This is a genomic window from Rhizobium sp. K102 (assembly GCF_022385315.1).
Classification (GTDB): Bacteria; Pseudomonadota; Alphaproteobacteria; order Rhizobiales; family Rhizobiaceae; genus Rhizobium; species Rhizobium croatiense.
This window is the reverse complement of the sequence record NZ_CP092436.1, coordinates 4,216,327-4,242,112: the sequence shown is the minus strand read 5'-3', so window position 1 is coordinate 4,242,112 and position 25,786 is coordinate 4,216,327. Positions and strand designations below refer to the sequence as shown.

Annotated in this window: 18 protein-coding genes and 3 pseudogenes; 6 read left to right on the top strand and 15 right to left on the bottom strand. The window is 62.2% G+C overall.

What is annotated here, in order from left to right; genetic code table 11:
* Positions 1 to 126 precede the first annotated feature (126 nt).
* Positions 127 to 306 carry a hypothetical protein gene (locus tag MHI61_RS26725; protein WP_239792917.1) on the bottom strand — a complete coding sequence of 60 codons (180 nt, stop codon included), beginning with the start codon at positions 304 to 306 and terminating at the stop codon, positions 127 to 129.
* Positions 307 to 369: 63 nt separating this feature from the next.
* Positions 370 to 600, bottom strand: a complete 231-nt coding sequence (locus MHI61_RS26720) for a hypothetical protein (RefSeq protein WP_010032149.1) — start codon at positions 598 to 600, stop codon at positions 370 to 372.
* Positions 601 to 945: 345 nt separating this feature from the next.
* Between MHI61_RS26720 and MHI61_RS26715 the strand changes: the two genes are divergently transcribed.
* Positions 946 to 2,037 carry a DUF475 domain-containing protein gene (locus tag MHI61_RS26715; RefSeq protein WP_239791209.1) on the top strand — a complete coding sequence of 364 codons (1,092 nt, stop codon included), beginning with the start codon at positions 946 to 948 and terminating at the stop codon, positions 2,035 to 2,037.
* Positions 2,038 to 2,219: 182 nt separating this feature from the next.
* Here MHI61_RS26715 and MHI61_RS26710 read toward each other — a convergent pair whose 3' ends face one another.
* The 12 genes and pseudogenes from MHI61_RS26710 to MHI61_RS26655 form a co-directional block, all read right to left on the bottom strand.
* A complete protein-coding gene (locus MHI61_RS26710) occupies positions 2,220 to 2,390 on the bottom strand; it encodes a hypothetical protein (protein ID WP_097580385.1) in 171 nt (56 codons plus the stop codon).
* A 151-nt stretch (positions 2,391 to 2,541) separates the two neighbouring features.
* Positions 2,542 to 4,058 (bottom strand): annotated as a pseudogene (locus tag MHI61_RS26705) (tripartite tricarboxylate transporter permease).
* Positions 4,059 to 4,143: 85 nt separating this feature from the next.
* On the bottom strand, positions 4,144 to 4,632 hold the full coding sequence (locus MHI61_RS26700) for a tripartite tricarboxylate transporter TctB family protein (RefSeq protein ID WP_010029796.1): 489 nt from the start codon (positions 4,630 to 4,632) through the stop codon (positions 4,144 to 4,146).
* Complete coding sequence (locus tag MHI61_RS26695) at positions 4,629 to 5,573, bottom strand: tripartite tricarboxylate transporter substrate binding protein (RefSeq protein ID WP_097580387.1); 945 nt, start codon at positions 5,571 to 5,573, stop codon at positions 4,629 to 4,631. The genes MHI61_RS26700 and MHI61_RS26695 overlap by 4 nt, the downstream gene beginning before the upstream one ends.
* A gap of 256 nt (positions 5,574 to 5,829) precedes the next feature.
* The gene (locus MHI61_RS26690) at positions 5,830 to 7,275 is read right to left on the bottom strand and encodes a M20 family metallopeptidase (RefSeq protein WP_239791208.1); all 1,446 of its coding nucleotides are present in this window, start codon (positions 7,273 to 7,275) and stop codon (positions 5,830 to 5,832) included.
* 133 nt (positions 7,276 to 7,408) lie between these two features.
* Positions 7,409 to 8,949 (bottom strand): annotated as a pseudogene (locus MHI61_RS26685) (ABC transporter substrate-binding protein).
* 30 nt (positions 8,950 to 8,979) lie between these two features.
* Complete coding sequence (locus MHI61_RS26680) at positions 8,980 to 9,762, bottom strand: class A beta-lactamase-related serine hydrolase (protein ID WP_239792916.1); 783 nt, start codon at positions 9,760 to 9,762, stop codon at positions 8,980 to 8,982.
* 82 nt (positions 9,763 to 9,844) lie between these two features.
* Positions 9,845 to 11,473 carry an ABC transporter ATP-binding protein gene (locus tag MHI61_RS26675; protein WP_239791207.1) on the bottom strand — a complete coding sequence of 543 codons (1,629 nt, stop codon included), beginning with the start codon at positions 11,471 to 11,473 and terminating at the stop codon, positions 9,845 to 9,847.
* Positions 11,470 to 12,288, bottom strand: coding sequence for an ABC transporter permease (locus tag MHI61_RS26670; RefSeq protein WP_239791206.1), 819 nt, complete (start codon positions 12,286 to 12,288; stop codon positions 11,470 to 11,472). Before MHI61_RS26670 ends, MHI61_RS26675 begins: the two co-directional genes overlap by 4 nt.
* On the bottom strand, positions 12,285 to 13,229 hold the full coding sequence (locus MHI61_RS26665) for an ABC transporter permease (protein ID WP_064683224.1): 945 nt from the start codon (positions 13,227 to 13,229) through the stop codon (positions 12,285 to 12,287). The genes MHI61_RS26670 and MHI61_RS26665 overlap by 4 nt, the downstream gene beginning before the upstream one ends.
* A gap of 172 nt (positions 13,230 to 13,401) precedes the next feature.
* Complete coding sequence (locus MHI61_RS26660) at positions 13,402 to 14,307, bottom strand: LysR family transcriptional regulator (RefSeq protein ID WP_239791205.1); 906 nt, start codon at positions 14,305 to 14,307, stop codon at positions 13,402 to 13,404.
* Positions 14,304 to 15,278: a LysR family transcriptional regulator gene (locus MHI61_RS26655; protein WP_345774860.1), complete on the bottom strand. Its 975-nt coding sequence runs from the start codon at positions 15,276 to 15,278 to the stop codon at positions 14,304 to 14,306. Before MHI61_RS26655 ends, MHI61_RS26660 begins: the two co-directional genes overlap by 4 nt.
* Before the next feature lie 70 nt (positions 15,279 to 15,348).
* Here MHI61_RS26655 and MHI61_RS26650 point away from each other — a divergent pair.
* Positions 15,349 to 16,739: pseudogene (locus MHI61_RS26650) on the top strand (MmgE/PrpD family protein).
* A gap of 149 nt (positions 16,740 to 16,888) precedes the next feature.
* Here the strand turns inward: MHI61_RS26650 and MHI61_RS26645 are convergent.
* On the bottom strand, positions 16,889 to 17,935 hold the full coding sequence (locus MHI61_RS26645) for an ABC transporter substrate-binding protein (RefSeq protein WP_222139397.1): 1,047 nt from the start codon (positions 17,933 to 17,935) through the stop codon (positions 16,889 to 16,891).
* A 359-nt stretch (positions 17,936 to 18,294) separates the two neighbouring features.
* Between MHI61_RS26645 and MHI61_RS26640 the strand changes: the two genes are divergently transcribed.
* From MHI61_RS26640 to MHI61_RS26625, 4 genes are all read left to right on the top strand, one after another.
* Positions 18,295 to 20,163, top strand: a complete 1,869-nt coding sequence (locus tag MHI61_RS26640) for an adenylate/guanylate cyclase domain-containing protein (RefSeq protein WP_097580396.1) — start codon at positions 18,295 to 18,297, stop codon at positions 20,161 to 20,163.
* Between the two features lie 96 nt (positions 20,164 to 20,259).
* Positions 20,260 to 20,937 (top strand): response regulator transcription factor, encoded by a 678-nt coding sequence (locus tag MHI61_RS26635; RefSeq protein WP_097580397.1) that lies wholly within the window; start codon positions 20,260 to 20,262, stop codon positions 20,935 to 20,937.
* Complete coding sequence (locus MHI61_RS26630; RefSeq protein WP_239791203.1) at positions 20,934 to 22,316, top strand: sensor histidine kinase; 1,383 nt, start codon at positions 20,934 to 20,936, stop codon at positions 22,314 to 22,316. Before MHI61_RS26635 ends, MHI61_RS26630 begins: the two co-directional genes overlap by 4 nt.
* A gap of 109 nt (positions 22,317 to 22,425) precedes the next feature.
* Entirely contained in the window at positions 22,426 to 25,752 is a 3,327-nt protein-coding gene (locus MHI61_RS26625; RefSeq protein WP_239791202.1) for a transglutaminase family protein, read from the top strand.
* The last annotated feature ends 34 nt before the right edge of the window (positions 25,753 to 25,786 follow it).

The following is a 25,786-nucleotide window of genomic DNA, read 5'->3' as shown; positions in this document are numbered from 1 at the left end:
CGCATCGACGCCCCGAGCACACTTCGGCTGCAACTCCGCGCGGCGCGCCGCTCGAGACGAGCATCGATAGACAGCAAAACGCCCGACATCATGCCGGGCGCCGGTCTTGCTACAATGGCCCGCCGCTCATTCGGAGCGTGCGGCCGAAGGATCGTTTCTCCCAACCGATGCTGAGCCTTGAATGGACGAAGCAAGCGGCGTTTGACGTTTGCCGATATCGATGCGCTCATCCGCCGCCTCGCGTATGGCCTGCCATTCATTTTCATGCCGGATGGCGATATCGCGGGGCACAAAGTTGATCGTCATATGTTTGTCATCCTGTTTCGAAAAATCAGCTGCCATGCGCCGAAGAAGCCGTTGGAATGGGCGCTATTTCTTGGTTTCCGCGTGGCCCTTGAGGTCGGGACCGCCTTTGGAAAGATCTGCGCCGGTCACATGCGCCGGCACGTGGATGTCATGAATGACGCCAGGCGTCAGCGTCAGGTCGACATGATGCGGCGGCAGCACCTGCGCCTTCTGCATGCGGTTCGGCTTCGCCCGCTTCATGCGGTCGGATGCCTCCGTGCGTTTGTCGGGAACATGGGTCGAAGTGTGCATCATCGGCCTCCTTTTCAGCTCAACCAGGGTCTAACGGGCGGGCGTCGGGATGGTTCCCAAAAAAACTGACAATCTCCCGGCAATGACCGGCTTGACTGAGCCGGGAAGTTGATTACCTAGAGCCTGTCCGCAGCCTTCCAGACATCGGCTGCTGACAATGTTTGGTGCCGGGCCCCTCTGGCGAGAGTTTTTACGGCGCTCTCGTGATGTCGGTACCGCCTGCAGCTTAGCCGGCGGATTTTCATCGATGAAAAAACTCACCATGCCTTGCCAGCATGCCCGTTGCGGCATGCCGCGTTTTTCGCTCTCCAGCCTCTCCAAAAAGATTTGCGGCTGTGAGGTGCGGCCATGAATCAACCTGCAACCCATGAATCCTCGCTCGGCTATTTCCGCTGGGCTTTTATCGTCACTGCTCTCGGCCTTATTCTCGGTGCCGTGCTCGGCTGGCAGACGACCGGCACCATCGGCGGCATGGCGAGCGTCTTCTTCATCTGCACCGTGCTTGCGGTACTCGAGATCTCGCTCTCCTTCGACAATGCCATCGTCAATGCCAACAAGCTGAAGGAGATGACGCCGCTCTGGCAGAAACGCTTCCTCACCTGGGGCATCATCATTGCCGTCTTCGGCATGCGCATCGTCTTTCCGCTGGCGATCGTCGCGATCGCGGCACGGATCGGCCCCTGGGACGCGCTGGTGCTGGCTGCCCGCGAGCCCGCAGAATATGCCCGCATCATGAACGATGCGCATCTGCCGATCGCAGCCTTCGGCGGCACCTTCCTGATGATGGTCGGCCTCAGCTATTTCTTCGACCACGAGAAGAAAATCCATTGGCTTCGCGGCCTGGAAAAAGTGATGGCGCGCTCAGCGACCATCAGGGGCATCGAGATCGCCTTCGTGCTGGCGCTGATGCTTGTGTTCTCCTGGCTGATCGGCGGCGAGGAAGCCAGCGTCTTCGTCCATTGCGCCATCTACGGCCTGCTCACCTTCCTGGCGGTCGAGGTCGTCGGCGAGCTGCTCGATGCCTCGCAGCAGACGATGAGCGCTGCCGCCAAGGGCGGCCTCGGCGCTTTCATCTATCTGGAGGTGCTGGATGCCAGCTTTTCCTTCGACGGCGTCATCGGCGCCTTCGCTCTGACGCAGAACCTCTTCGTCATCGCGATCGGCCTCGGCATCGGCGCCATGTATGTGCGCTCGATGACGATCATGCTGGTGGAGAAGGGAACGCTTGCCGAATACCGCTATCTCGAGCATGGCGCCTTCTATGCCATCCTGATCCTCTCGGTGATCATGTATGCGCAGACCCTGGTGCACATCCCCGAGGTGATCACCGGCCTCGGCGGCGCGGCCCTGATCGGCCTGTCGCTCTGGTCATCCATCCGCCACAACAGGCGCGCGCGGGTGGAGGATCACGCCCCCCGGCAGGAAGAACTTCACGCCTGACGATAGAGCATGCCGCGCAAAGCGTGCGCGGTTTTGCGATGACGACATGCGTGAAAACAAACGCTTGAAGCGCGACGCGCTTCAAGAGGCCGCAGCGTTTGGCGTAGCGGCACCCGTTGAACAAAATAAAGCCCGCGACCATCCGGTTGCGGGCTGTTTCATTCATGCATGCCTTGAAGATCTTAGCGAGTAACCTCACCGAAGGAGGCCGGGTCGATGCCGAGTTCCCTGAGGTCGCGGGCGCGCGGCCGGCGGCCGGCTTCGACAGCGGCGCTGACCGCGTTTGCGGCGCCGAGCACGGCAAATGCACGGCCAAGGAAACCGGTGCGGATTGAACTGCGGATAGCGGACATTGTGTTTTGCTCTCGTTCTATGATTGACCACCTGCAAATGGGGCCGCCCGTCCTCCAGGACAATGCACGTAAACTCATCTCAGCCATGCAAAAAGAAGAGGCCGGCGCATGTCTCCATGGCCGGCCTTGAGGCAGGGGTAAGTTTGTCTTTTTAGTCTTCGTTTGCCGCCAGCTGCGCAAGCACCTGTCCCCGGCCGCGCAGCCGCAGGATCAGCGGGATGAGGAAGGCGGCCGCTGCAACAATGAGAAGGCCCGCCGCGATCGGTGACATCACAAGCGTCGTGACGTCGCCCTGGCTGATCGCCAGTGCCCGGCGCAACTGCTGTTCGGCAAGCGGCCCGAGGATCAGGCCGACGACCGTCGGCGCAATCGGATAGCCGAAGAGCCGCATCACGTAGCCGAGCAGGCCGAAAGCCAGCAGCATGCCGAGTTCGAACACCGACGGATTGGCGCCGATCGTCCCGAGCGTCGCAAACAGCAGGATGCCCGCATAAAGCCACGGCTTCGGAATGGTCAGCAACCGCACCCAGAGGCCGATCAGCGGCAGGTTCAAGACCAGGAGCATGGCATTGGCGATGAGCAGGCTGGCGATCAGGCCCCAGACGAGCTGCGGGTTGGTGGCAAACAACAGTGGTCCGGGCTGCAGCCCGTATTGCTGGAAGCCGGCCAGCATGATCGCCGCCGTCGCCGTCGTCGGCAGGCCGAGCGTCAGCAGCGGCACCAGCGTGCCGGCCGCAGATGCGTTGTTCGCCGCCTCCGGGCCGGCCACGCCTTCAATGGCGCCATGGCCGAACTCCTCGGGGTTCTTCGCCAGCCGCTTTTCGGTCGCATAGGAGAGGAAGGTGCCGATTTCGGCGCCGCCCGCCGGCATCGCGCCGATCGGAAAGCCGATCAGCGTGCCGCGCAGCCAGGCCTTCCACGAACGCGCCCAGTCCTGCGCGTTCATCCAGAGCGAGCCCTTGACGGCTTCGACCTTATCCTCCATCCGGTTGCGCTGCGCGGCGATATAAAGCGTCTCGCCGATCGCGAACATCGCCACCGCGAGCGTCGTCACCTCGATGCCGTCAAGCAGGTCTGGTATGCCGAAGGAAAGCCGCGCCTGCCCCGTCTGCTGGTCGATGCCGACCATGGCAAGGGCAAAGCCGATGAACAGCGAGGTCAGCCCGCGCAGCGCCGAATCGCCGAAAGCCGAGGAGACGGTGACGAAGGCGAGCACCATCAGCGCGAAATATTCGCGCGGCCCGAAGACCAGCGCCAGCTTGACAATATAAGGAGCGATGAAGGCGAGCCCGAGCGTGGCGAGCAAGCCGGCGACGAAGGAACCGATCGCCGCTGTCGCCAGCGCCGGCCCGCCGCGCCCGGCGCGCGCCATCTTGTTGCCCTCGAGCGCGGTGACGATCGAGGCGCTTTCCCCGGCGTGTTCAAGAGGATCGAGGTGGTCGAACCGCCATACATGCCGCCGTAATAGATGCCGGCGAACATGATCAGCGAACCGCCGGGGTCGAGCTTGTAGGTGGCGGGCAGCAGCAGCGCCACGGTGAGGGCGGGTCCGATGCCGGGCAGCACGCCGACGGCAGTGCCGAGCGTCACGCCGACCAGCGCATAAACCAGGTTCATCGGCTGCATCGCAACCAGGATCCCCTGCCATAGGAATTCGAATGTGCTCATCTTGATATCCCAAGCGCGTTCCCGGCCGTGCGTTACGCGATCCGGCACTGCGCAAAAATAAAAAGTGCTGACAGCGCGCGCGCCGTCAGAAGAACAGGCGTTCGAGCGGGCCGGCCGGCAGCGTCAGCTGCAGCAGCTGCGAGAAGATCGCCCAGACGACGAAGCTGAAGACGATGCCGAACGGCAGCGAAATCCAGAGCTTCCGTTTGCCGAAGCCGCGTGCCGTGAATGCAAACAGCAGACCGGTGGCGATCGAGAAGCCGGCAAGGCGCAGAAGCAGCATCTGTCCGACAAGACCGGCAATGATCCAGATAACGGGCGCCACTTCCTGCCGATCGCGTTCCGGAAACTCGCCGCGCCAAGCTTCGGCGACGGTCCAGATCCCAAGACAGAAGAGGCCGAAGGCCACCACTTGGGGCATCGTTGCCGGGCCGATGCGGTCATACTGCGCGATTGTTTTCAGATGCGATGCATCCCAGAACATCACGCCGGCGACAACAAAGAGGAAAGCGGCAATGATGAACGCCGCCCAATCAGGGCGGCGCGTGGTTGCCGAGGAGTTATCCCCGCTCATTGAACAAGTCCGATCTCTTTGAGAATGCCTTCGGTGGCAGCGACATCCTTTTCAAGCTGCGCTTTGAACGCGTCGCCGGACAGATAGGTGTCGGCCCAGCCCTTGGTCTTCAGAATTTCCTGCCAGGTGGCGGAGCCGTGCAGTTTCTCGAAATCGGAGGTGATGGCGGCGACCTGCTCTGCCGACAGACCGGGAGCAGCGGCTACCATACGCCAGTTCTGAATGCTGACATCGGTGCCGCTTTCCTTCAGCGTCGGAGCATCAACGCCGTCGATGCGCTTGTCGCTCGACACGGCAAGAAGACGCAGCGTGCCCGCTTTCACCTGCGATTCGAACTCGCTATAGCTCGAGACTCCGGCAGTGACCTGGCTGCCGAGAATGGCGGCAAGCGCCTCGCCGCCGCCGGAAAAGGCGACATAGTTGATTTTGGTCGGGTCGACTCCGGAGGCCTTGGCGATCAGACCGACGGTGATGTGGTCGGTGCCCCCGGCCGAACCGCCGCCCCAGGAAACGGCGCCCGGATCCTTCTTCAGCGCCGCGACCAGATCGGCCATGGTCTTGATATCGGACGCGGCGGGAACGACGACGGCTTCGTATTCGCCGGTAAGCCGGGCGATCGGCGTAACGTCCTTGAGTGTCACCGGCGACTTGTTGGTCAGGATGGCGCCGACCATGACATAGCCGCCGACGATCAGCGAGTTGGGGTTACCGGCAGCCTGGCTGCTGAACTGCGCCAGCCCGATGGTGCCGCCGGCGCCGGGAACGTTCTGGACCTGCACGTTGCCGGAGATCTTCTCCTGCTGCAGCGCGGTCTGCAGCGAGCGGGCGGTCTGGTCCCAGCCGCCGCCGGGCGCGGCCGGCGCGATGATGGTATAGTCGGCAGCATAGGCCGGCAGCGCGATGGCGGCTGCGAGAATGGTTGCGATGAACGTATGCTTCACGATTTGTCCTCCGTCGGCGGCTGAGCGCACCGCCTGTTATTCTCCAGGGAATCGGGAGGGGTAGCCGGCCGGCGGACACAGTTGTCCGAATGACGAGCGGAATGCCTCCCAAGGCTTCAGTTCTCCGCCTCCACGGAGAAGAAGTAGCCAAAGCCACCACAACAAGCTGTCATCTAGCTGACATCGGCAAGATATCCAGGAGGAACGGACACTTTTTTGCCGTAATTGCCCGCGCAGCGGATCCGCCGTGTTGCTTTCAGCTGCTCACCGCTCCCGGCACCACATCCGTCGGGATCGGGCAGATGTAAGGCTTTCCGCCGGTCTTCTCCATCCATTCGGCCTTCGCCGCCTTCATCAGCTCCGGCGATTTCACCAGGGAAAGACCGGTCAGTGCGAGAGCCTTGGCTGCATGTGCCATGGCCTTATGCGCAGCCGGCGCCTTTCCTTGCGCAACGACCTGCCATGTATGCGGGTTGGTGCCGATGGCCCAGGCAGGAGCCCAGCATTGGGCCGTAGGGGTCACCCAGCTCACATCGCCGACATCGGTCGAGCCCGCCCGAAAGTGCGAATGGCCCTCGAAATGCCGCAGCCCGAGATGGAGCGGCATCGCGCCATCTATCTTGGCGGCGGAGAAGACGTCGCGCTCGATCTGATACAGCCTGATGCTGCTGGCGACGGCTTCGTCGGTAAACGTCTTCTGGATCCGACGCGCAAAGGCGATATCGGCTTCGTCGAAGGCGACGGGGCCGAGTGCCATCATGTTTTCATGCATCGCCGTTTCCAGGGTAATATTCGGGAGAAGGTTCGTGGAAGCAGTATCGAAGACGATCTCCACGTCGGTCTCCGTCATCATCGCGGCGCCGCGCGCGACTTTTTCCACCCGCGCTGCGAGATTGAGAGCCTGTGGCATGTCCGGCGCCCTGATGAGGTAGAGCACCTCGGCCTGCGCCTGCACGACATTGGCAGCCCGTCCGCCGGCATCGGTGATGGCATAATGCACGCGACAGTCCTGTGGCATATGTTCGCGCAGGAAATTGACGCCGACATTCATAAGCTCCACGGCATCGAGTGCGGATCGGCCGAGATGCGCAGCATTGGAAGCGTGAGCCGCAACGCCCCTGAACCGGTAATAATATTCCAGCACCGCGAGATTGTTTGTGGAGCGGACGCCGTTGAACGGTGCGGGATGCCAGGTGAGAGCCGTGTCCACATCGTCGAACGCCCCCGCACGCACCATGAAGGTCTTGCCCGAGCCGCCCTCTTCGCCGGGGCAGCCATAGTAACGCACCGTCCCAGAAATGCCGTTATCCTTCAAATGGTTGGCTAGCGCGACGGCCGCCATCAACGACCCGACACCCAGAAGATTGTGGCCGCAGCCATGTCCGGTCGCGCCTGCCGCAAGCGAACGCTGCTCGGCGATGCCCGCAATCTGGCTCATGCCCGCCAGCGCGTCGAATTCGCCGAGAAATGCAATGACCGGCTTGCCCGCGCCGGCTTCTGCGATGAAGGCGGTCTCCATGTCGGCAACGCCGCGACGGACGGAAAAGCCCTCGTCCTCAAGGGCCTTTGCCAGCAGAGCGGAAGAACTCTTCTCCTCGAATTTCAGTTCGGCAAGATCCCAAATCCTGTCGCTCAGCACCGCGCAGGCCGGCCGCATACGCTCGATCACCGAAACGATCGCATCCACTGCTTCCTTGCTCATCCCTGATCCTTGCTTCTCCCGGCGGTCAGCAGGCCCCAGGCATGACATATCGGTCCGGCAGGCGAGCCTGCCGGTCCTGTTATTTACCAATCCGAAGTGCCGCGGCGTCTGCGCCTCGGCGCCGTAAGATTCTTCAGTCGACCGAGACTTCCCAGAGGCGGGCGTTCGACTGCCAGACCGGCTGGCCCTTCAACGTCTTCGTCGCACCCCACACGTCGACCATGTCGTAGAGGAAAATGCCCGGCGCCTCCTTCAGCATCAGCTCATGGAACGCGTCGAAGATCTTCTGCCGCTTGGCCGGATCGGCTTCGACATAAGCCGCTTTCATCAGTTCGACGGCCTTGGGATCGTCCCACATCAGTGAAGCATTCTTGTCTTTGTTGCCGACATAAAAACTGTACATCAGCGCAGGGTCGAGCCGCGGGGCGACCGATTGCGAAATCACCTGATAGTTGCCGGACCGGCGGCGGTCGACTTGCGTTGCGTAATCGAGAACTTCGATCTGCACATTCAATCCGGCCTGCTGCATCATCGCCTGCGCCATAACCGCGGCGGGAAAGCTTGGAACATTGCCGCGCTTGTTGGCAATGATGGTGATCGGCTCGCCCTTGTAGCCGGCATCGGCCAATTCCTTCTTCGCCGCCTCGATGTCGTAGGGCAGCCTCTGCTTCTGGGTATCGTCAAAATAAACGGAATCCTGCGACACCATCGAGCCGTTCGCCTCGCCGGTTCCATTTGAGGCAGCGGTGACAAGCTCGCCAAGGTCGAGCGACATTGCCATCGCCCGCCGCACGCCGGGCTTGCTCAGCACCTTGTCGCGCGTCTGGATGTAGAACAGGTTCTTGCCGTTGTTGCGGGCGACGATCAGCTGCAGCTTATCGCTCGCCTTGATCTCCGGAATAAGGTCGGGCGATATCTCGGCGGTGTCGAGGGCGCCGGACTCCAGTCCTGCCTTGACGGTGGATGCATCGGGAATGACCATGAACTTGATGCCGTCGGCCAAAGGTCGTTTCGAGCCGACCATCCCGTCCGGCTTGCCGTCATTTTGGGGAGAGACGTAGTCGGTGAACTTGGCGAGACGGATATACTCGCCTTTTTTCCATTCGTCCCACATGAACGGACCGGTCCCGACCGGTTTGACGAAACTGCCATCCGCAGCGAGGGAATCGGGAGAAATGATGGCGGTGTAACCGCATTCCGGACGCGACATCAGACCCAGAAAGACGGCCGAGGGCTTTTCGAGCGTGATCTGGACGGTCGATCCGTCAAGCGCCTTCACACCGGTCACGGGGCGCCGCCGCCGGGCGCAAAATCGGAAAGGCACGTCCATTTTGTCTCGGGCTTCAGATAGCGGTTCCAGTTCCACACGACGTCGTCGGCGGTCAGCGGCTTGCCACTGTGGAATTTCACGTCGCCGCGAAGGCGGAATGTATAGGTAAGGCCATCGCCGGAAACGTCGACGCTCTTGGCGAGCAGCGGCTTGACCTCACCGCTATTGTTATAGCCGACCAGGCCCTCGACGATGTGCAGGATAACCCCGTCGGTATTACCGTCACGATTGACCCCGGGATTGCTGCTGCGCAGATCCGAACTCTGAGCCACGACGATGTCGCGCGCATGCCCGAGACCTGCCATGCCGAGCAGCATCGTGCCGGCGAGAAGAATTTTCTTCATTGTTCTACCCTCTTTTTGTTTTGTCGATGATCAAGATTGAAAATTGTCCCAGCAGGCCCGTGAGAGCCGGCCGATGGTTTCGAGCGCGATCGTGTAGCCCGGCGTGCCGTCCGCCATGGCCTGAGGCACGTCATCGGTGAATACGGCAATGGCATAGAAGGGCTCTTCGCCCAGATAAACGATGCCGGCATTCATGCGGCCGCGCTTGCCCGTGCCGCCCTTGTGCGCAACCACGGTGGCGAACGGCAATCTCGACGGGATCGCATAACGCAAGATCTGGTTCTTCAGGGTTTGAAGCGCGTAGCGGCAGAGCGCCTGCGAGCAGCGCAATCTCTCCGCCGCCTCCTCCGAAGTCTGTGCATCGAGGATCGCCTGCAGGAGAAAAATCTGGTCGCGTGCCGTGGTGGTGGTAACCGACCGCAGCGAGTGATCAGGTGATAAGGCCAGCGGTGGAATTAAAAAACGATGATGCGTGGCCTCCATGCCGATCGACTTGCAATAGCCGTCCACTTCCTCGAGCGTCAGCCGCTCGAAGACCATCTTGGTGCAGACATTGTCGCTCAACACCATCATCCCGGTGATCGCATCGCGCAACGAAATGACGATGCCCGGCGTCAGATAGCGAAACATGCCGCTTGCCACTTCCTCGGCGAAGCGAGCCTCGTAGGTGATGGGCTCGTCGAGATCGAGCCGGCCCTCATGAACGGCCTTGAGCGCCGCCATCATGATCGATGTCTTCCGGGTACTGGCCGAAGGCGTTTCTTCGTCAGCGCCGCGCTCTATCGTTTCGCCGGTGCGCAGATTGCGCACCATGAATCGAGTGACGAATGGCTGCGCATCGCAGATTGCATGAAGTTTTGCGGCCGTATCGGCCGATGTCGTCACGATAGCCACGTTAATTCTCCAAACGCCATTTGAGTGTCACACCACCGCTTGCATTGTGGTCGAGCGCGGGAATGGCCGAGAGGAGGCGACGCGTGTAGGGCTCCCTCGGATTGTCGAAGATCGTGCCGCGGTCGCCTTGCTCGACGATGCGGCCCTCCTGCATCACCACCACCCGGTCAGCCACCTGCTCGACCACGCCAAGATCGTGGCTGATGAAAAGGCAGGAAAAGCCGTAGCGTTTCTGCAGATCCGAGAAGAGGTCGAGCACCTGCGCACGGACGGTAACGTCGAGCGCCGACACCGGCTCGTCGGCGATCAGGAATTTCGGCCGGCGCGCAACGGCACGGGCAATGGCGACGCGCTGCCGCTGGCCGCCTGACAATTCGTGTGGATAGCGGCTGGCATAGTCCTTCCCGAGGCCGACTTCCTCGAGCGTTTCGAAAGCCCGTCGCCGCTTGGCCTCGCCGCTCAGGTTCGGCACCAGACGCAGCGCCTCCTCGACAAGCGCGAGAATGGTCATGCGCGGATCGAGCGAGGAGTAGGGGTCTTGGAACACCATCTGGCAATCCAACCGGTAGTTCTTCCAATCCTCGTTGCGGGAGCGCCCCCGGAACTCGATCGTCCCGTCGCTTTCCCTGACAAGGCCGGCGATGGTGCGGCCAAGCGTCGTCTTTCCCGAACCGGAACCGCCGACGAGGGCGACCACTTCGCCCTCATAGACATCGATGCTGACCCCATGCAGGGCCCGCTTCCCCCGCGCCTTTTTCAGGAACGACCGACGACCGGGATAGTCGACGACGATGTTCTGCGCCGACACCATCGGGGTCTTGGTCTTATCGATGGCGCGCGGTTCACCGCGATAGGGGAGCGAGGAGAGTAGCTTGCATGTGTAGGGATGCTGTGGCGCCGCGAGAAGCTTGTCGGCTCTCCCCTGCTCGACAATTGCGCCCTTCTCCATGACGATGATACCGCTGGCGTATCGGGCAACCATCGGCAGATCGTGGCTGATCAGGAGGACGGCTGTGCCTTCCGCGGTCGTCAGATCGACCATCAGCTCCATCACGTCGCGCTGAATGACGGCATCCAGCGCCGTGGTCGGCTCGTCGGCGATCAGCAATGCCGGTTTCAGCAGCATGACGGAGGCCAGCATGATGCGCTGGCGCATGCCGCCGGAAAACTCATGCGGGTAGGAAGTGAGGGCGCCTTCAGGGTTGAGAATGCCGACGCGCCTCAGCATGTCGAGGATACGCGCACGCCGCTCCTGCGGCGCCAGCTTCGTGTGCAGGACAAGCCCCTCCTCCAGCTGACGGTCGATGGTCATGGATGGATTGAGGGATGTCATCGGTTCCTGGAACACGACGCCGATCTCCCGGCCCCGCATCGCCCGAAGATCGCTGTTGCTCATCGAAAGCACGTCGCGGCCCTTGTAGCGCACGGTTCCGCCCGTCACGCGAACCGCTGCCGGCAGCAGCGATATCAGCGCCCGGGTCGCCAGCGTCTTGCCTGAGCCGCTCTCGCCGACAATGCCGACAATCTCGCCTGGTGCTATGTCGAAGCCGACGTCCTTGACGACCTGCAGGCCGGTGCCTGCAACCTCAAGCGAGAGACCGCAAACGTTCAAAAGCGTGTCGCCGGTCATTTCAGCCCCCTCATACGCGGATCCAGCTTGTCACGAAGGGCGTCGCCCAGAAGATTGATGCCGAGCAGCGTCAGCGCGATGCAGAGGCCGGGAAAAAGGCCGAGCCACACGGCCTGCTGGATGAACGGACGGCCGGCGGCAAGCATGTTGCCCCAGGTCGGCGCCGGCGGAGGCACACCTAGACCCAGGAAGCTCAGGGCGCTTTCCGAGAGGATGGCCCAACCGAACATCGACGTGGCAAGCACCGTGATCGGGGCAAGGCAATTCGGCAGGATGTGACGGACCATCGTGAAAAGCTCGCTGTTGCCCATTATTCTCGACGCTTCGATGAATTCCCGCTCCCGCAACGACAGAACCGCGCCGCGCACGACGCGCGCCATCGACGGGGTGTAGGCAATGCCGAGCGCGAAGATGATGCCGTACTGATTGGCGCCGAATACGGCCAGCAGACCGAGCGCCAGCAGAATGCCGGGGAATGCCAGCAGCGCATTGTTGATCGCCATGATGACGCCGTCTGCCCAGCCGCGGACATAACCGCTGACAACACCGATCAACGTGCCGAAGACGGTCGCGAAACCGACGGTCAGCGTGCCGATCCAGACGCTGGCCCGGGCGCCGACCATCAAGCGGCTGAGAACATCGCGTCCGAACTCGTCGGTCCCGAGCAGATGACCGCCGCCGGGGGCAGCAAGCCTTACGGCAAAACCAAGTTTCATCGGGTCATATGGGGTCCAGAAAAGACCGACTGCGGCGGTGATCAGCAGGATGGCAATCAGAATGCTGCCGATGAGGCCGTTGAAAGTGAACTTTTTCATTCGGCGACCACCCGCGGATCGAAGAAGGGATAGAGGAGATCGACCACCAGATTGACCAGAACATAGGATAGCGCCACGAACAGCAGGCAACCCTGGATCACGGGGTAATCCCGGGCAAAGATGCTATCGACCATCAAACGGCCGAGGCCCGGAATGGTGAAGACGGTTTCGATCACCGCGATGCCCCCGAGCAGGTTGCCGAGGATCAGGCCGATAACTGTCCATGTCGGGCCAAAAGCGTTCTTGAAGGCATGGCGCCACAGGACCGCGCTTTCCGAAAGGCCCTTGGCGCGCGCATGCGTGATGTAGTCGAGACGCAGGACTTCCAACGTCGAAGCGCGCGCCATGCGGATCAGAACGCCCATTTCGTGGATGACCAGCGTCATAATCGGCAGGACGAGATACAGGATCCCGCTGGCGATATTGTCGCCGACCGAGACATAACCGAGAACCGGCAACCAGCCGAGCTTCAGGCCGAAAAGCAGCAGCAGCAGGAGGCCGAGCCAAAAAGTCGGAATGGAAAGCAGCACCGTCGCCGTGCCCACCAGGGCCAGGTCGGTCAGGCTGTTCTGTCGCCAGGCCGCGATCACGCCGGCGGGCACTGCGATAACGCTCGCCAGCAACACCGCAATGACGACAATTTCGGCGCTGACCAAGAAGCGGGATGCGACGAGCGGCAGCACCGCCTCGCCGTTGACGATGGAGCGCCCGAAATCACCCTGCAGAACGTTCCCTGCCCAGATGACGAATTGCTGGATCATCGATTTGTCGAGCCCGAGCTCGATGCGCATCGCCGCCACCTGGTCAGGCTGCGCCATGTCGCCGAGCATCAAAGCGGCGGGATCGCCGGGGATGAGCCGGATGAGTGCGAAAACAGTGACGGCCACGAGGGCGATCGTCGGCAATGCCATCAACAGGCGGTTAAGAATAAAGCGTATCATGTGTTCCCCACGATTGGCGGCCGAGCCTTGGCCGCCATCGGTTTCGTTAAGGAAGACTATGACGGAATGAAAAAATCTCCGCAATATTATGCGTATTCGTCATATGTTTATGCAGAATGATAGGATGCACGAAACGCTGTTCTTCTCTTGCTCATGAGAAGTAAGTTACTGATTAAGTGTCTTTTTGTGAAAGCTGGATCTGCCGTTTCAATGCATCGCTCAGGGATTGCGCTGCAATCGACAGGGGAACGCCTGCAGCACGTGCAAGTCCGAACTGCTGACGTGCATGCGGAATGAACGGACGATGCACGACGGGAAGATGGCGATAGAGATTTGCATAGAAGCTGCTGATGATCGTGACACCGAGGCCGTGGGCGACATAGGAACAAGCAGAACTGTTCGTATGCGTTTCGATCTTGACGATCTGCTTCACGCCCGCCTGTTTGAAGCTCTGATCGAGCGCCATGCGATTGGGCCTTTGACGGCCGATGAGGATCAGCGGTACATCGCGCAGGTCCTTGGCCGAGATCTCCTCCAGTTCTGCCAGCCGGTGATCCCTCGGGATGACGCAGACGCTTTCCCCGCTCGCCACCTGCTCGACTTCGATGCCGGGACCGATTTCCCCTTCCATACGCAGGAAGCCGATATCGAGCACACGCTCCTCGACCAGCTTATTGATGGCAATGGTCGTGTCGAAAAACGTCTCGATGCGGACGCTGGGGAAATCCCGCACGTAATCCACCAGCATGGCCGGCGCGAAGTTCTCCCACATGCTGCTTGGCAGACCGATCCGCACGATTTCCGGCCCTGCGGCGCCGCTTCTCAGATCTTGGGCGTGCCCGGACATCCGATCCACGGCCAAGAGAATATTCTCTGCATCCCGGGCGAGGATGGCCGCCTCCGGCGTCGGGATCAGCCGCCCCTTGTCGCGTACAAAAAGGGTGATGGACAAGTCCGCCTCGAGCTGCTGCAGGAGCCGGCTCACCCCCGACTGGCTGAGGCCCATGGCCTTGGCCGTCGCAATGGTCGATCCGGTGGACATCAGCGTCCGCAAGACCTCGAGCTGTCTGATGTTCATCGTGAAGCGTCCTCTGCACCGGCGGCCCAGCGCCAGTCGGCAATGCTTTGCAGAAAAAGGCCCGCGGATTTGGCCAAGGGATATTTCTCGCCGCTGACGAGGCAATAGGTCACCGGCAGTTCGGGCACCAATGGCACGAAACGCAGCGGCAGGGCTGCGTATTCGCGCGCGATGATGTCGCCCACCAGCGCGATCCCCAAACCATTCGCAGCCAGCGCACATGCACTGGCCACCGAATGTGCCTCGAGCAGCGGGCGCTGGCGTAGGCCGCCCTGGTAGAAAAGCGCCTCCAATTCGTGACGAACAGGCCGCTCCCGGTTGAGGACGATGAGATCCTGCCCCTTGAGGTCCGATATCGTCAGAGCGCTCTGTTTTGCCAATGGATGATCGGCATGAAGAGCGCAGACGATGCGGGAGAAAAGCTGTTTCTCCTGCCGCAGTCCGGGCGTCGCCAGCGGCAGGCGAGCGAAACCGATATCGGCCTCTCCGTCCGCCACCATCCTCTCGATCGCCAGATAGCTGCCGGAAGCGAGCTCCACGCGCACCGGACCATGGGCGCCGAAGAAGGCCTTGATCATGCGGGGAAGCACGGTGGATGAGAGGCTGGCCGGGAAGGCAAGGCGCAGCAGCATGTCGCGTGAACGACCGCTTTCCAATTCCACCGCCGCCGTTTTCAGCTCCCGCAACCGATCCGAAATAGCGCGGATATCCGGCCCGAGCTGCCGGCCTTCGCGGGTCTGAGACAGCCGGTTCTTGTCACGTTCGAACAGACGGACGCCGAGATAGTCTTCAAGCTGCTGCAGCAGTCGGCTGGCATTGGATTGTGAAATGCCGAGTTCCAGCGCGGCGGCGATCGTCGATCCCGTTGCCGCGATCGCGTCATAGGCCTCGATATGCTTGAGGCTGATGCCTGCGCTGACTGCCCTGACCATGTGATGACTTTCCTCGGTAGCCTTATTCGAGAACTGCATAAGATTGCGGCGCTGTCAAAAGCAGAACAATTTCCGGTCTCGACCGAAGACCATGGAAAGAGTTTCGTCAATGACCACCGTTCTGCAGCGCATCGCAGCCCAGCTTTCATCCCGAAAGCATTTCTCTGAAACCGCCATCGAACGGGCAATCGATGCCGTCGCCGATACTTTTGGCTGCATGATCGCCGGCGCCGGAGACCCGGCCGTCACCGGCGTGACCGCGGCTTTTGCAAGCGAAATCGCAGGCGGAGGAAGCGCCTGGCTTGTAGCCGGCGGCGGCGCCCCTCCTCCATTGCCGCGCTCGTCAATGGAACTGCAGCGCATGCACTGGATTTCGACGACAATTTCCATCCGGCCCGCGCCCATGCATCCGCGGTCCTCGTCCCTGCATTGCTGGCCACGGTTGCAGCAGGTCGTCCGGTGAGCGGCGGCGCTTTTCTGGGCGCCTATCTTGCAGGCCTGGACGCGCAGGCCGCCGTGGGTTTCGGCGTCAATCCCTCGCATTACAACAGGGGCTGGCATGGGACGGCGACGGTGGGCGCAATCGGCGCTGCGGCGGGTGTGGCTCAGTTGCTGGGCGCAAGCGAGGAGGAGACGGCGCAGGCGATGAGCCTTGCAGCGTCGCTCGCCTGCGGCCCCAAAGGTCAGTTCGGTACTCTGGCCAAGCCGCTTCATGCAGGCATTGCAGCCCGAAACGCGGTTGAGGCGGCGCGGCTCGCCATTGCAGGCATCAGAGGCCGGCTCGACATCCTGGAAAGGCCGCAGGGATTTCTGGATCTTTTTGGCGGAGACGACCCGCGGGCATGGACGGATCTGCGACCGGAGCCGGCCCATATCATCGAAAGACGCGGCTTGGTCACCAAGCGACATCCATGCTGCGCATCGACCCACCGGGCAATCGATGCGCTGCTCGAGCTTAAACGAGACTGTGGACTGACGGCGGACGACATCGTGTCGATCGACACCAAGGTCGGCGTCTCCGCCTTTCGCAACCTCGCCTATGCGGAACCCGCAGACGAGATGCAGGCCCGCTTCTCGATGCAATACTGTCTGGCGACGGCCTTTCTGAATGGACCCGTCAGCCTTGGCGATTTCACGCGCTCTGCCGTTTCGCGCCCGGATGTGAGGATGCTGGCAAAACGCATAACGATGGAATCCTATTCAGCGGACGAGGAAAGAGGAAATGAACGGTTGCCGCATATTGTCACCGTGCGGCTGTCGGACGGGACGACGCTACGCCGACAACGTCTCCATGCAAAGGGTTCCGTGGAAGACCCGCTGAGCACGCAGGAGCGTCGCGAAAAATTTGAGGACTGCCTGAAATGGGGAAATCGTCAACCGAGCTGCGATCTCTACGCGCGCCTCAGAAGACTGAATGAGGCCGCAGACCTGTGGACCGAGCTTGGTATGACGAACCACAGCCGGAAAGCTGAATTGCTTGCGGGACCGAAGGCCGTATAACCTCTGTCAATCCGGGTTTTTCGTGACTTCGCGTTCCGCAGATTGCTTCAGCCGCGCCGACCTGCTTCGGCGAGGCTGAGACTGGCAGCACGGATCCGGCAACCTCTTCCGGATATGGCTGTCCGGCGCTCGCAAGAACACGCCTTCGTTCACTGCGCCCGCAAAACCTCGTTCCAGTGCGCGATCAGCCGCGCTCTCTTCACCTGGTCGAGATAGACCATCAGCCCGGGGCTGACAGGCACTGGGCGAAGTTGCGCGCCGAGTAGCTCCTGTAGCGTATTGGCCGTGTTCTCGCCGGCGACCTCGGGGCTGACCGCGGGGATCTGCAGCTCGCGCGCCATGATCGTCTGGCCCTCCTTCGACATGAAAAAAGTAAGGTAACGGCGCCCGAGCTCCGGCTCGGCGGCCGCCTGCGGCACCAGTCCGATCCGCGACATCACCACCGTATAATCCTTCGGCAGGACGATCCCGACGTCAGGATGCCGCGAAGCCCAGTCGGCAGCGTAGGAGCCGAGGATATTGTAGCCGAGCACGAAGCGCCCGTCGGCGACGCGTTCGAGGATCGCCGAGCTCGTCGAGTAAAGCTTGACGCCGGCCGCGCCCATCGCGCCGATCACCGACCAGATGTCGCCGAATTGCTCCTGGTCGCGCGCCATGAACAGAAAGCCGACACCGGACCGCTCGATATCGTAGGTGCTGATCCGGCCATAGACCGCATTGCCCTTGCGCTTCAGATAGTCGACGAGTTCCGCCCGCGAGCTTGGCACCGGCTCATGCGCGAAGCTCGGCTTGTGATAGACGAAGACCGCCGGCTCGAAGGTCAGCGCATAGGCGGTGTTGCGCCAGTTCGCCCATTTCGGCCAGGCGGCGCTCATCGGCAGGTTGCTGACCTGCGCATAACCGTCATTGGAAAGCTTCACCTGCAGGTCCATCGCCGACGAGAAGGCAAAATCCGCCGTCTTCTTGCCGGCATCCGTCTCCCCGACGATCCGGTCATAGATTTCGCCGGTCAGCATATCCTCATATCTGACCGCAACATCGGGATTGGCCTCCTGAAAACCCCGGATCATCGGCTGCGCCAGCGGCTCGTCGAGCGAGGAATAAACGGTCAGCACCGGCGCCGCGGCCTTGCCCGATTTCGCCGGAAAAAAGACCTGATCAGCCAGGGCAAAACCCGGCCAGAACGCCAGCAGCAAGACGAAAATTCTCCTCATACCGCAACAATGCCCGAGCACGGCTGGAGGAGCAAGGGCGCGCCGGAGCGAGGCCCTCGGTGAGGCCGGCTCAACTCGATCACCGGTCGTTTTCGGTGCCGACCGGCAAGCTTTGGCCAAGCCGTATATTTCATTTCCGCCAACTTTCACCACAAAGGACTAGGAATCAAAGGCCGTCCTTCACCCTTTTAGAGTATTGATGAAGACCGGCGACGATATATGGTCGCGCTGCCGCGTCAAAACGTCGACGCCGCCCGAATTTCTTTTTCGGGGGACGAACTCTGCGCGACAAAAACTCTAAAAATAGCTAGGTTATTCCGGGAAGATCCATGGGAGGGGTCATGGAACGACGACTGAGCGCTATTCTCGCTGCGGATGTCGTCGGCTACAGCCGACTGATGGGCATCGATGAGTCAGGCACGCTGCAGGCGCTGAACCGCCATCGCTGCGAGCTGGTCGATATCAGGATTTCGGACTACAAGGGCCGGATCGTCAAACTCACCGGCGACGGCATCCTGGCCGAATTCCAGAGTGTGGTGAATGCGGTCGCCTGCGCCGCCGAAATCCAGCGGAGCATGTCGACCCGCAACGAGAACGTTCCGAAGGATGAGCGCGTCGAATTCCGCATCGGCATCAATCTCGGCGACGTCGTCGTCGAAAATGGCGACATCTTCGGCGACGGCGTCAATCTCGCCGCGAGACTCGAGCGTATCGCCGCGCCCGGCGGCATCGCCGTGTCGGCTTCGGTCCGCGATCAGGTCGGCTCGCGCCTCAATCTCGGCTTCGAATTTATCGGCGAACACATGCTGAAGAACATCCGGCAGCCCGTGCAGGTCTACACCGTCTCCCTCGCGCCGCCCTCTTCCGCCAGGCTCATCGCGCAGAACCGCAATACCTGCTTCATCGCGGTGTTGCCTTTCACCAATATGAGCGGCGACGCCGACCAGGATTATTTCTCCGACGGCATAACCGAAGACATCATCACCGATCTTTCCAAGATCTCCAGCCTGCACGTCGTGCCGCGCAATACGATCTTTACCTACAAGGGCATCTCGGTGAAGTTGAAGCGGCTCGCCCAGGAACTCGGCGTGCGCTATGTGCTCGAAGGCAGTGTGCGCATCTTCGACAAGCGCGTGCGTATCTCCGGCCAGCTGATCGACACCGCCAATGGCGATCATCTCTGGGCCGAGCGCTACGACCGTGACCTCACCGACATCTTCGCCATCCAGGACGAGATCACCCATGCGATCGTCGGCCAGCTGAAGGTGCGCCTGCTGCCGGAGGAGAAGAAGGCGATCGCCAACGAGCCGACCGCCAATGTCGAGGCCTATACCTATTATCTCCGGGGCCGCCAGCTTTCCCACACCTGGACGAAATCCTACCTGCAGCTCGCCAGGCGCATGTTCTGCAAAGCAGTCGAGCTCGATCCGGACTATGCCCGCGCTTATGCCGGCATCGCCGATTGCGACGCCGCGATCCGCGACTGGGCGCCCGACGATGTGCCGCTGAGACGCATCCTCGAGATGAGCGCCCGCGCGCTCGCGCTCGATCCCGATCTTCCGGAGGCCCATGCCTCGCATGGCTTGGCCCTGCATCAGAGCGGCTATGATGATCGGGCGGCGGCGGCCTTCGAGCGTGCCCTGACGCTCGACCCGAACCTCTTCGAGGCGAATTTCCATTATGCCAGGTTCTTCTTCATGCACGGAAACTTTGCCGAATCCGTTCAATATTTCACCCGCGCCGCCGAAATCCGCCCTGACGACTACGTCTCGCCGATCCATCTGATGGCCGCCTACCATTCACTCGGCCGTGGGGTGGACAGGGAAAACTGGGCCCGCCTCGGCTTGCTGCGCGCCGAACGCGCGCTGAATCTCAATCCGGAAAATTCCGGTCCCGCCCATCGCGGTGCGCTGGCGCTTGCCCATCTCGGCGATGTCAAACGCGCACGTGACTGGGCGGCGCGGGCGATCGCCATCGATCCCGACGACATTGTCGCCCAGTATAATCTCGCCTGTGTCTATTCCGTCCTCGGCGATGTCGACCAGGCGATCGACCTCTTGGAGAAGCTGCTGCCGCACAGCTCCGTCTACCATATCAAATGGTTCAACAATGATTCCGACCTCGACAATATCCGCGACGACCCGCGCTTCCAGAAGCTGCTTGCCGCCGCGATGACACAGCGCGAAGAGATGGAAAGGACGGGCAGCTGAGATCGATCTTTATGCGGCCCGTTCACCAATCTTCAAAATCGCTGTGACAACCCGTCTTCACCCCTGTAACGTCGCTTGAAAAACAGGGGAACATCCGTGCGCATCCTGCTCACCGAGGACAATATCGCGCTGGCCGACGGGCTCTCGGCGATCTTGCGCGGCACGGGCCATGCCGTCGATGTCGTTCATGACGGGGCGTCCGCCAATGCCGTCATCGCGGCGGAAAATTTCGACCTTGTCATCCTCGACCTCAACCTGCCCGAGATGGACGGGCTCGACGTGCTGCGCGCCATGCGCGCCCGGCAGAATCAGGCGGCCGTCCTCATCCTGACGGCGCGTGGATCGCCGGAGGAACGGGTAAAAGGCCTTGATCTCGGCGCCGACGATTATCTGATCAAGCCTTTCGACATCGCCGAATTCGAGGCCCGTGTGCGCGTGCTGCTGCGCCGCCAGGCCGGGCTGCGGTCGGCGACGGTCGGCTTCGGCGGCATTTCTTTCGACCTCAATTCCCGCACCTTCTCCGCCGGTTCCACCCCTCTTGACATTCCCGCCCGAGAACTTGGCCTGCTCGAAATCCTCTTCATGCGGGCCGGCAAGGTCGTCGCCAAGGAGGCGATCATACAGTCGCTGACCGCCTTCGACGACGACATTTCCGCAAACGCCATCGAGCAATATGTCAGCAGGCTGAGAAAGCGCCTTTCGCCGCATGGCCTGACGGTCAAGACTGCCCGCGGTATCGGCTATTATCTCGACAAGCTGCCCGAGGCTTCATGAAGGCCGCCTATTCTCTCCGGCGCCGGCTGCTCTTCTGGCTGCTCGTCTCTACGGCCGTCATCGGCATGCTGGCACTTGCCGACACCTATCGCGAGGCTGTGCAAACCTCGAACATCGTCTCCGACCGTGTTCTCGCCGGCTCGGCGCTCGCGATCGCCGAACGCGTCGTCGTCGCCGAAGACGGCACGCTGCAGGTCGATATCCCCTATGTCGCGCTCGAAATGCTGACCTCGGCCGCGCAGGACCGCGTCTTCTACCGCGTCGACGGCCCGCCGGGCCAATTCATCACCGGCTACCAGGCTCTGCCGGTCCTGCAGAAGACGCCGAGCGGTGCGGCCGCCTTCGCCGACGACACCTTTCGCGGCGAGCCGATCCGCATCGCCACGCTCGAACGGTCCGCCTCGACCGGCATCCGCTCGGTGCCCTTCGTCGTGACCGTCGCCGAAACCACAATCGCCCGCCGGCAGTTGACTCAGGCGATCCTCGTGCGTTCGGCACTGCGCCTCGCCGTCATGATCGCCGGAGCGGCGGTCATCGTCTGGATCTCGGTCACGGTGGCGCTCCGCCCGCTCTACAAGCTCGGCGACGCCATCGGCGAACGCAGTCCTGACGATCTGCATCCGATCGAACAAACCGTGCCGAGCGAGGTCGAGCCGCTGGTCGATACGGTGAACTCGTTCATGGTCCGCCTGCAGTCGGCGCTCGATGCGCTGCGCAATTTCACCGGCAATGCCAGCCACCAGCTGCGCACGCCGCTGGCGATTATCCGCACCCAGCTTGCGCTTTCGGCCCGCGCCGGCTCGCTCGGTGAAGCCCAGGCGGCAGCGCTGAAGGGAGACCAGGCCGTCGCGCATGCCGAGCGCATTCTTGCCCAGCTTCTGCTGATGGCGAAGATCGACGCCGCCACGGCCAAGGAGGCGCTGACCGCCTCCGCCATCGATCTCGCCGCCATCGCCCAGGAAATCACCGGCGAACAGATCCCGGCCGCTGCCGTCGCCGGCATCGATCTCGGCTTCGAGGGTGAGAGCCCGGCGATGATCCGCGCCGAGCCGCTGCTCATCGGCGAAATGCTGCGCAATCTTGCCGGCAATGCCATCGCCTATGCCGGCAAGGGGGCTGAAGTCACCGTCCGCGTCATCGCCGCCGCCGAGACGATCCGCCTCGAAGTCGAGGACAACGGCCCCGGTATTGCGCGCGAGAAGCTGGAGGCGGTGCGCCGCCGTTTTTCGCGCGGCAATGATTCCGCCGCGCCCGGCGCCGGCCTCGGCCTCCCCATCGTCGAGGAAATCGCCAATCTTTTCAATGCTGTCATGACGTTGGAACCTGGAACCGACGGCCGCGGGCTGAAGGTGGCCGTCACCTTTGCCAGGGCGTCGTAAAAGCCGTCGCCACCCCGGCCTTTGCACCTTGCTTTCTTTCGCTGCATTGCACAGACTGGCTTTGGGAACAGCAAGCCGCACGACGATGCGCGCCGGATAAAAGAGAAATATGTCGATCAAAGCCAGTATCTACCACCTGACCCATTATATCTATGACAGGCCGGTTCGCCTCGGCCCCCAGATTATCCGGTTGAAACCGGCCTCGCATTCGAAGACGCGGGTGCTCAGCCACTCGCTGAAGGTCACGCCCTCCAACCACTTCATCAATCTGCAGCAGGATCCCTACGGCAATTATCTCGCCCGCTACGTCTTCCCGGACCCGGTAACGGAGCTCAAGATCGAGGTCGACCTCGTTGCCGACATGACGGTCTACAACCCGTTCGACTTCTTCGTCGAAGAAGAAGCGACCAAATGGCCCTTCGATTATCCCGAAACGATCCGCGAGGATCTGTCGATCTACATGACGCCCGAGCCGGCCGGCCCGCGCCTGAAAGCGCTGCTGCCGACACTCGACTGGTCGCCCGGACAGGCGACGGTGGATATGGTCGTCGGCCTGAATGCCCGCCTGCAGCGGCAGATCGGCTATGTCATCCGCATGGAAGCCGGCGTGCAGACGCCGGAGGAAACGCTGGAAACAGCCAAGGGCTCGTGCCGCGACACCAGTTGGCTGCTCGTCCAGATCCTTCGCCATCTCGGCCTCGCCGCCCGCTTCGTCTCCGGTTACTTGATCCAGCTGACGCCGGACCTGAAGGCGCTCGACGGCCCCTCCGGCACCGAGGTCGATTTCACCGACCTGCATGCCTGGGCCGAGGTTTACCTGCCCGGCGCCGGCTGGGTCGGTCTCGATCCCACATCGGGCCTCTTGACCGGCGAAAGCCACATTCCGCTGGCCGCCACGCCGCATTACCGCAACGCCGCACCGATCTCCGGCGGCTACTTCGGCGAGGCCGAAACCGAATTCGCCTTCGATATGAAGGTCTCGCGCGTCGCCGAACACCCGCGTATCACCAAGCCCTTCTCCGACGAAAGCTGGGAGGAGCTCAACGAACTCGGCGAGAAGGTCGACCGTGTCCTCGAAGCAGAGGACGTACACCTGACGATGGGCGGCGAGCCGACCTTCGTTTCGATCGACGACTTCCAGTCCGAAGAGTGGAACACCGCCGCCGTCGGCCCGACCAAGCGCGAAAAGGCCGACAGCCTGATCCGCCGGCTGCAGGAGCGCTTCGCCCCTGGCGGCTTCCTGCATTACGGCCAGGGGAAATGGTATCCGGGCGAAAGCCTGCCGCGCTGGACCTTCTCGCTCTACTGGCGCCGCGACGGCAAGCCGATCTGGCAGAACCTCGATCTGGTCGCCGCCGAAGGCAGGGATACCGGTGTTGCGGCCGAGGATGCCGAAAAGCTGCTGACGGCGATCGCAAAAGAACTGGCGATCAAGCCCGACATGGTGCAGCCGGCCTTTGAGGATCCGGCCGACTGGATCATCAAGGAAGGCAATCTTCCCGACAATGTCGATCCGGCGAATTCGAAGCTGAAGGATCCCGAGGAACGCAACCGCATCGCCCGCGTCTTCGATCGTGGCCTCACCGTCCCCACCGGTTACATCCTTCCGGTCCAGGCATGGAACGCCAGGGCCGCTGAAAGCCGGGTCTGGGTCAGCGAGAAATGGCGCACCCGCCGCGGCAGGATCTTCCTTGTGCCTGGCGACAGCCCGATCGGCTACCGTCTGCCGCTCGGCACCCTGCCCTATGTCCCCCGGGCACGCTATCCCTATATCCATCCCGCCGATCCGACGATCCCGCGCGAACCACTGCCTGACGTTTTCATACCGGCCGGCCGCGCCATGCCGGAAGCCTCCTTCCACGCCGGCGAGAACAATCGCAGCCGGATCGAACAGACGCTTGGAGAAATCGGCGGCGCCGTACGCACCGCCATGTCGGTCGAGCCGCGTGACGGCAGGCTCTGCGTCTTCATGCCGCCGGTCGAGCGGATCGAGGATTATCTCGAGCTGATCGCCGCTGCCGAAAACGCTGCCGCCGAGCTCAAGCTTCCCGTTCATATCGAAGGTTATCCGCCGCCGCAGGACGAGCGCATCAACGTCATCCGCGTCGCCCCGGATCCCGGCGTCATCGAGGTCAACATCCATCCGGCATCCAACTGGAAGGATTGCGTCGATATCACCACGGCAATCTACGAGGAGGCCCGCGCCACCCGGCTCGGCGCCGACAAATTCATGATCGACGGCCGTCATACCGGCACCGGCGGCGGCAACCATGTCGTCGTCGGCAGCGCCAATCCGAACAACAGCCCCTTCCTGCGCCGTCCGGATCTGTTGAAGAGCGTCGTCCTCCACTGGCAGCGCCACCCCTCGCTCTCCTACCTCTTCTCCGGCATGTTCATCGGCCCGACCAGCCAGGCGCCGCGCATCGACGAGGCTCGCCACGACAGCCTCTACGAGCTGGAGATCGCCATGGCGCAGATCGCCGCTCCCGGCCGCGGTCAGCCGCCGCTGCCCTGGCTCGTCGACCGCCTGTTCCGCAATCTCTTGACCGATGTCACCGGCAACACCCACCGCGCCGAGATCTGCATCGACAAGCTGTTTTCGCCCGACGGCCCGACCGGCAGGCTCGGCCTCATCGAGTTCCGCGGCTTCGAGATGCCGCCGAACGCACGCATGTCGCTTGCCCAGCAATTGCTGGTGCGCGCGCTGATCGCCCGCTTCTGGGTGAACCCGGTCGACGGGAAGTTCGTCCGCTGGGGCACGACCCTGCACGATCGTTTCATGCTGCCGCATTTCGTCTGGGCCGATTTCCTCGACGTGCTCGCCGATCTTCGCGAAAACGGCTTCGACCTCAGCCCGGAATGGTTCAAGGCCCAGCTCGAATTCCGCTTCCCGTTCTGCGGCGAAGTCGAATACGAGGGCTCGAAGCTGGAACTGCGCCAGGCGCTGGAGCCTTGGCATGTCATGGGCGAGGAAGGCGCGGTCGGCGGCACCGTCCGCTACGTCGACTCCTCCGTCGAGCGCCTCCAGGTGCGGTTCGAAACCAGCAATACGGCCCGCTACACCGTCACCTGCAACGGCCGCACGCTGCCGCTGACGCCGACCGGCACCTCCGGCGTATCGGTCGCCGGCGTCCGCTACAAGGCATGGCAGCCGGCCTCCGGTCTGCATCCGGTCCTGCCGGTCAACACGCCTTTGACTTTTGACATTTATGATACATGGTCGAAGCGTTCGATCGGCGGCTGCATCTATCATGTTGCCCATCCGGGCGGCCGGACCTATGACACCTTCCCGGTCAACGGCAACGAGGCGGAAGCAAGGCGGCTCGCCCGCTTCGAACCGTGGGGGCATACGGCAGGCGGCTATATCCCGCGCGCCGAGACGGGTTCGCTTGAATTCCCGCTGACGCTGGATCTGCGGCGACCCGCCGGAATTTGAGCCGGGATCGAGGCCAAGGGCTGAGGCCGGGGTT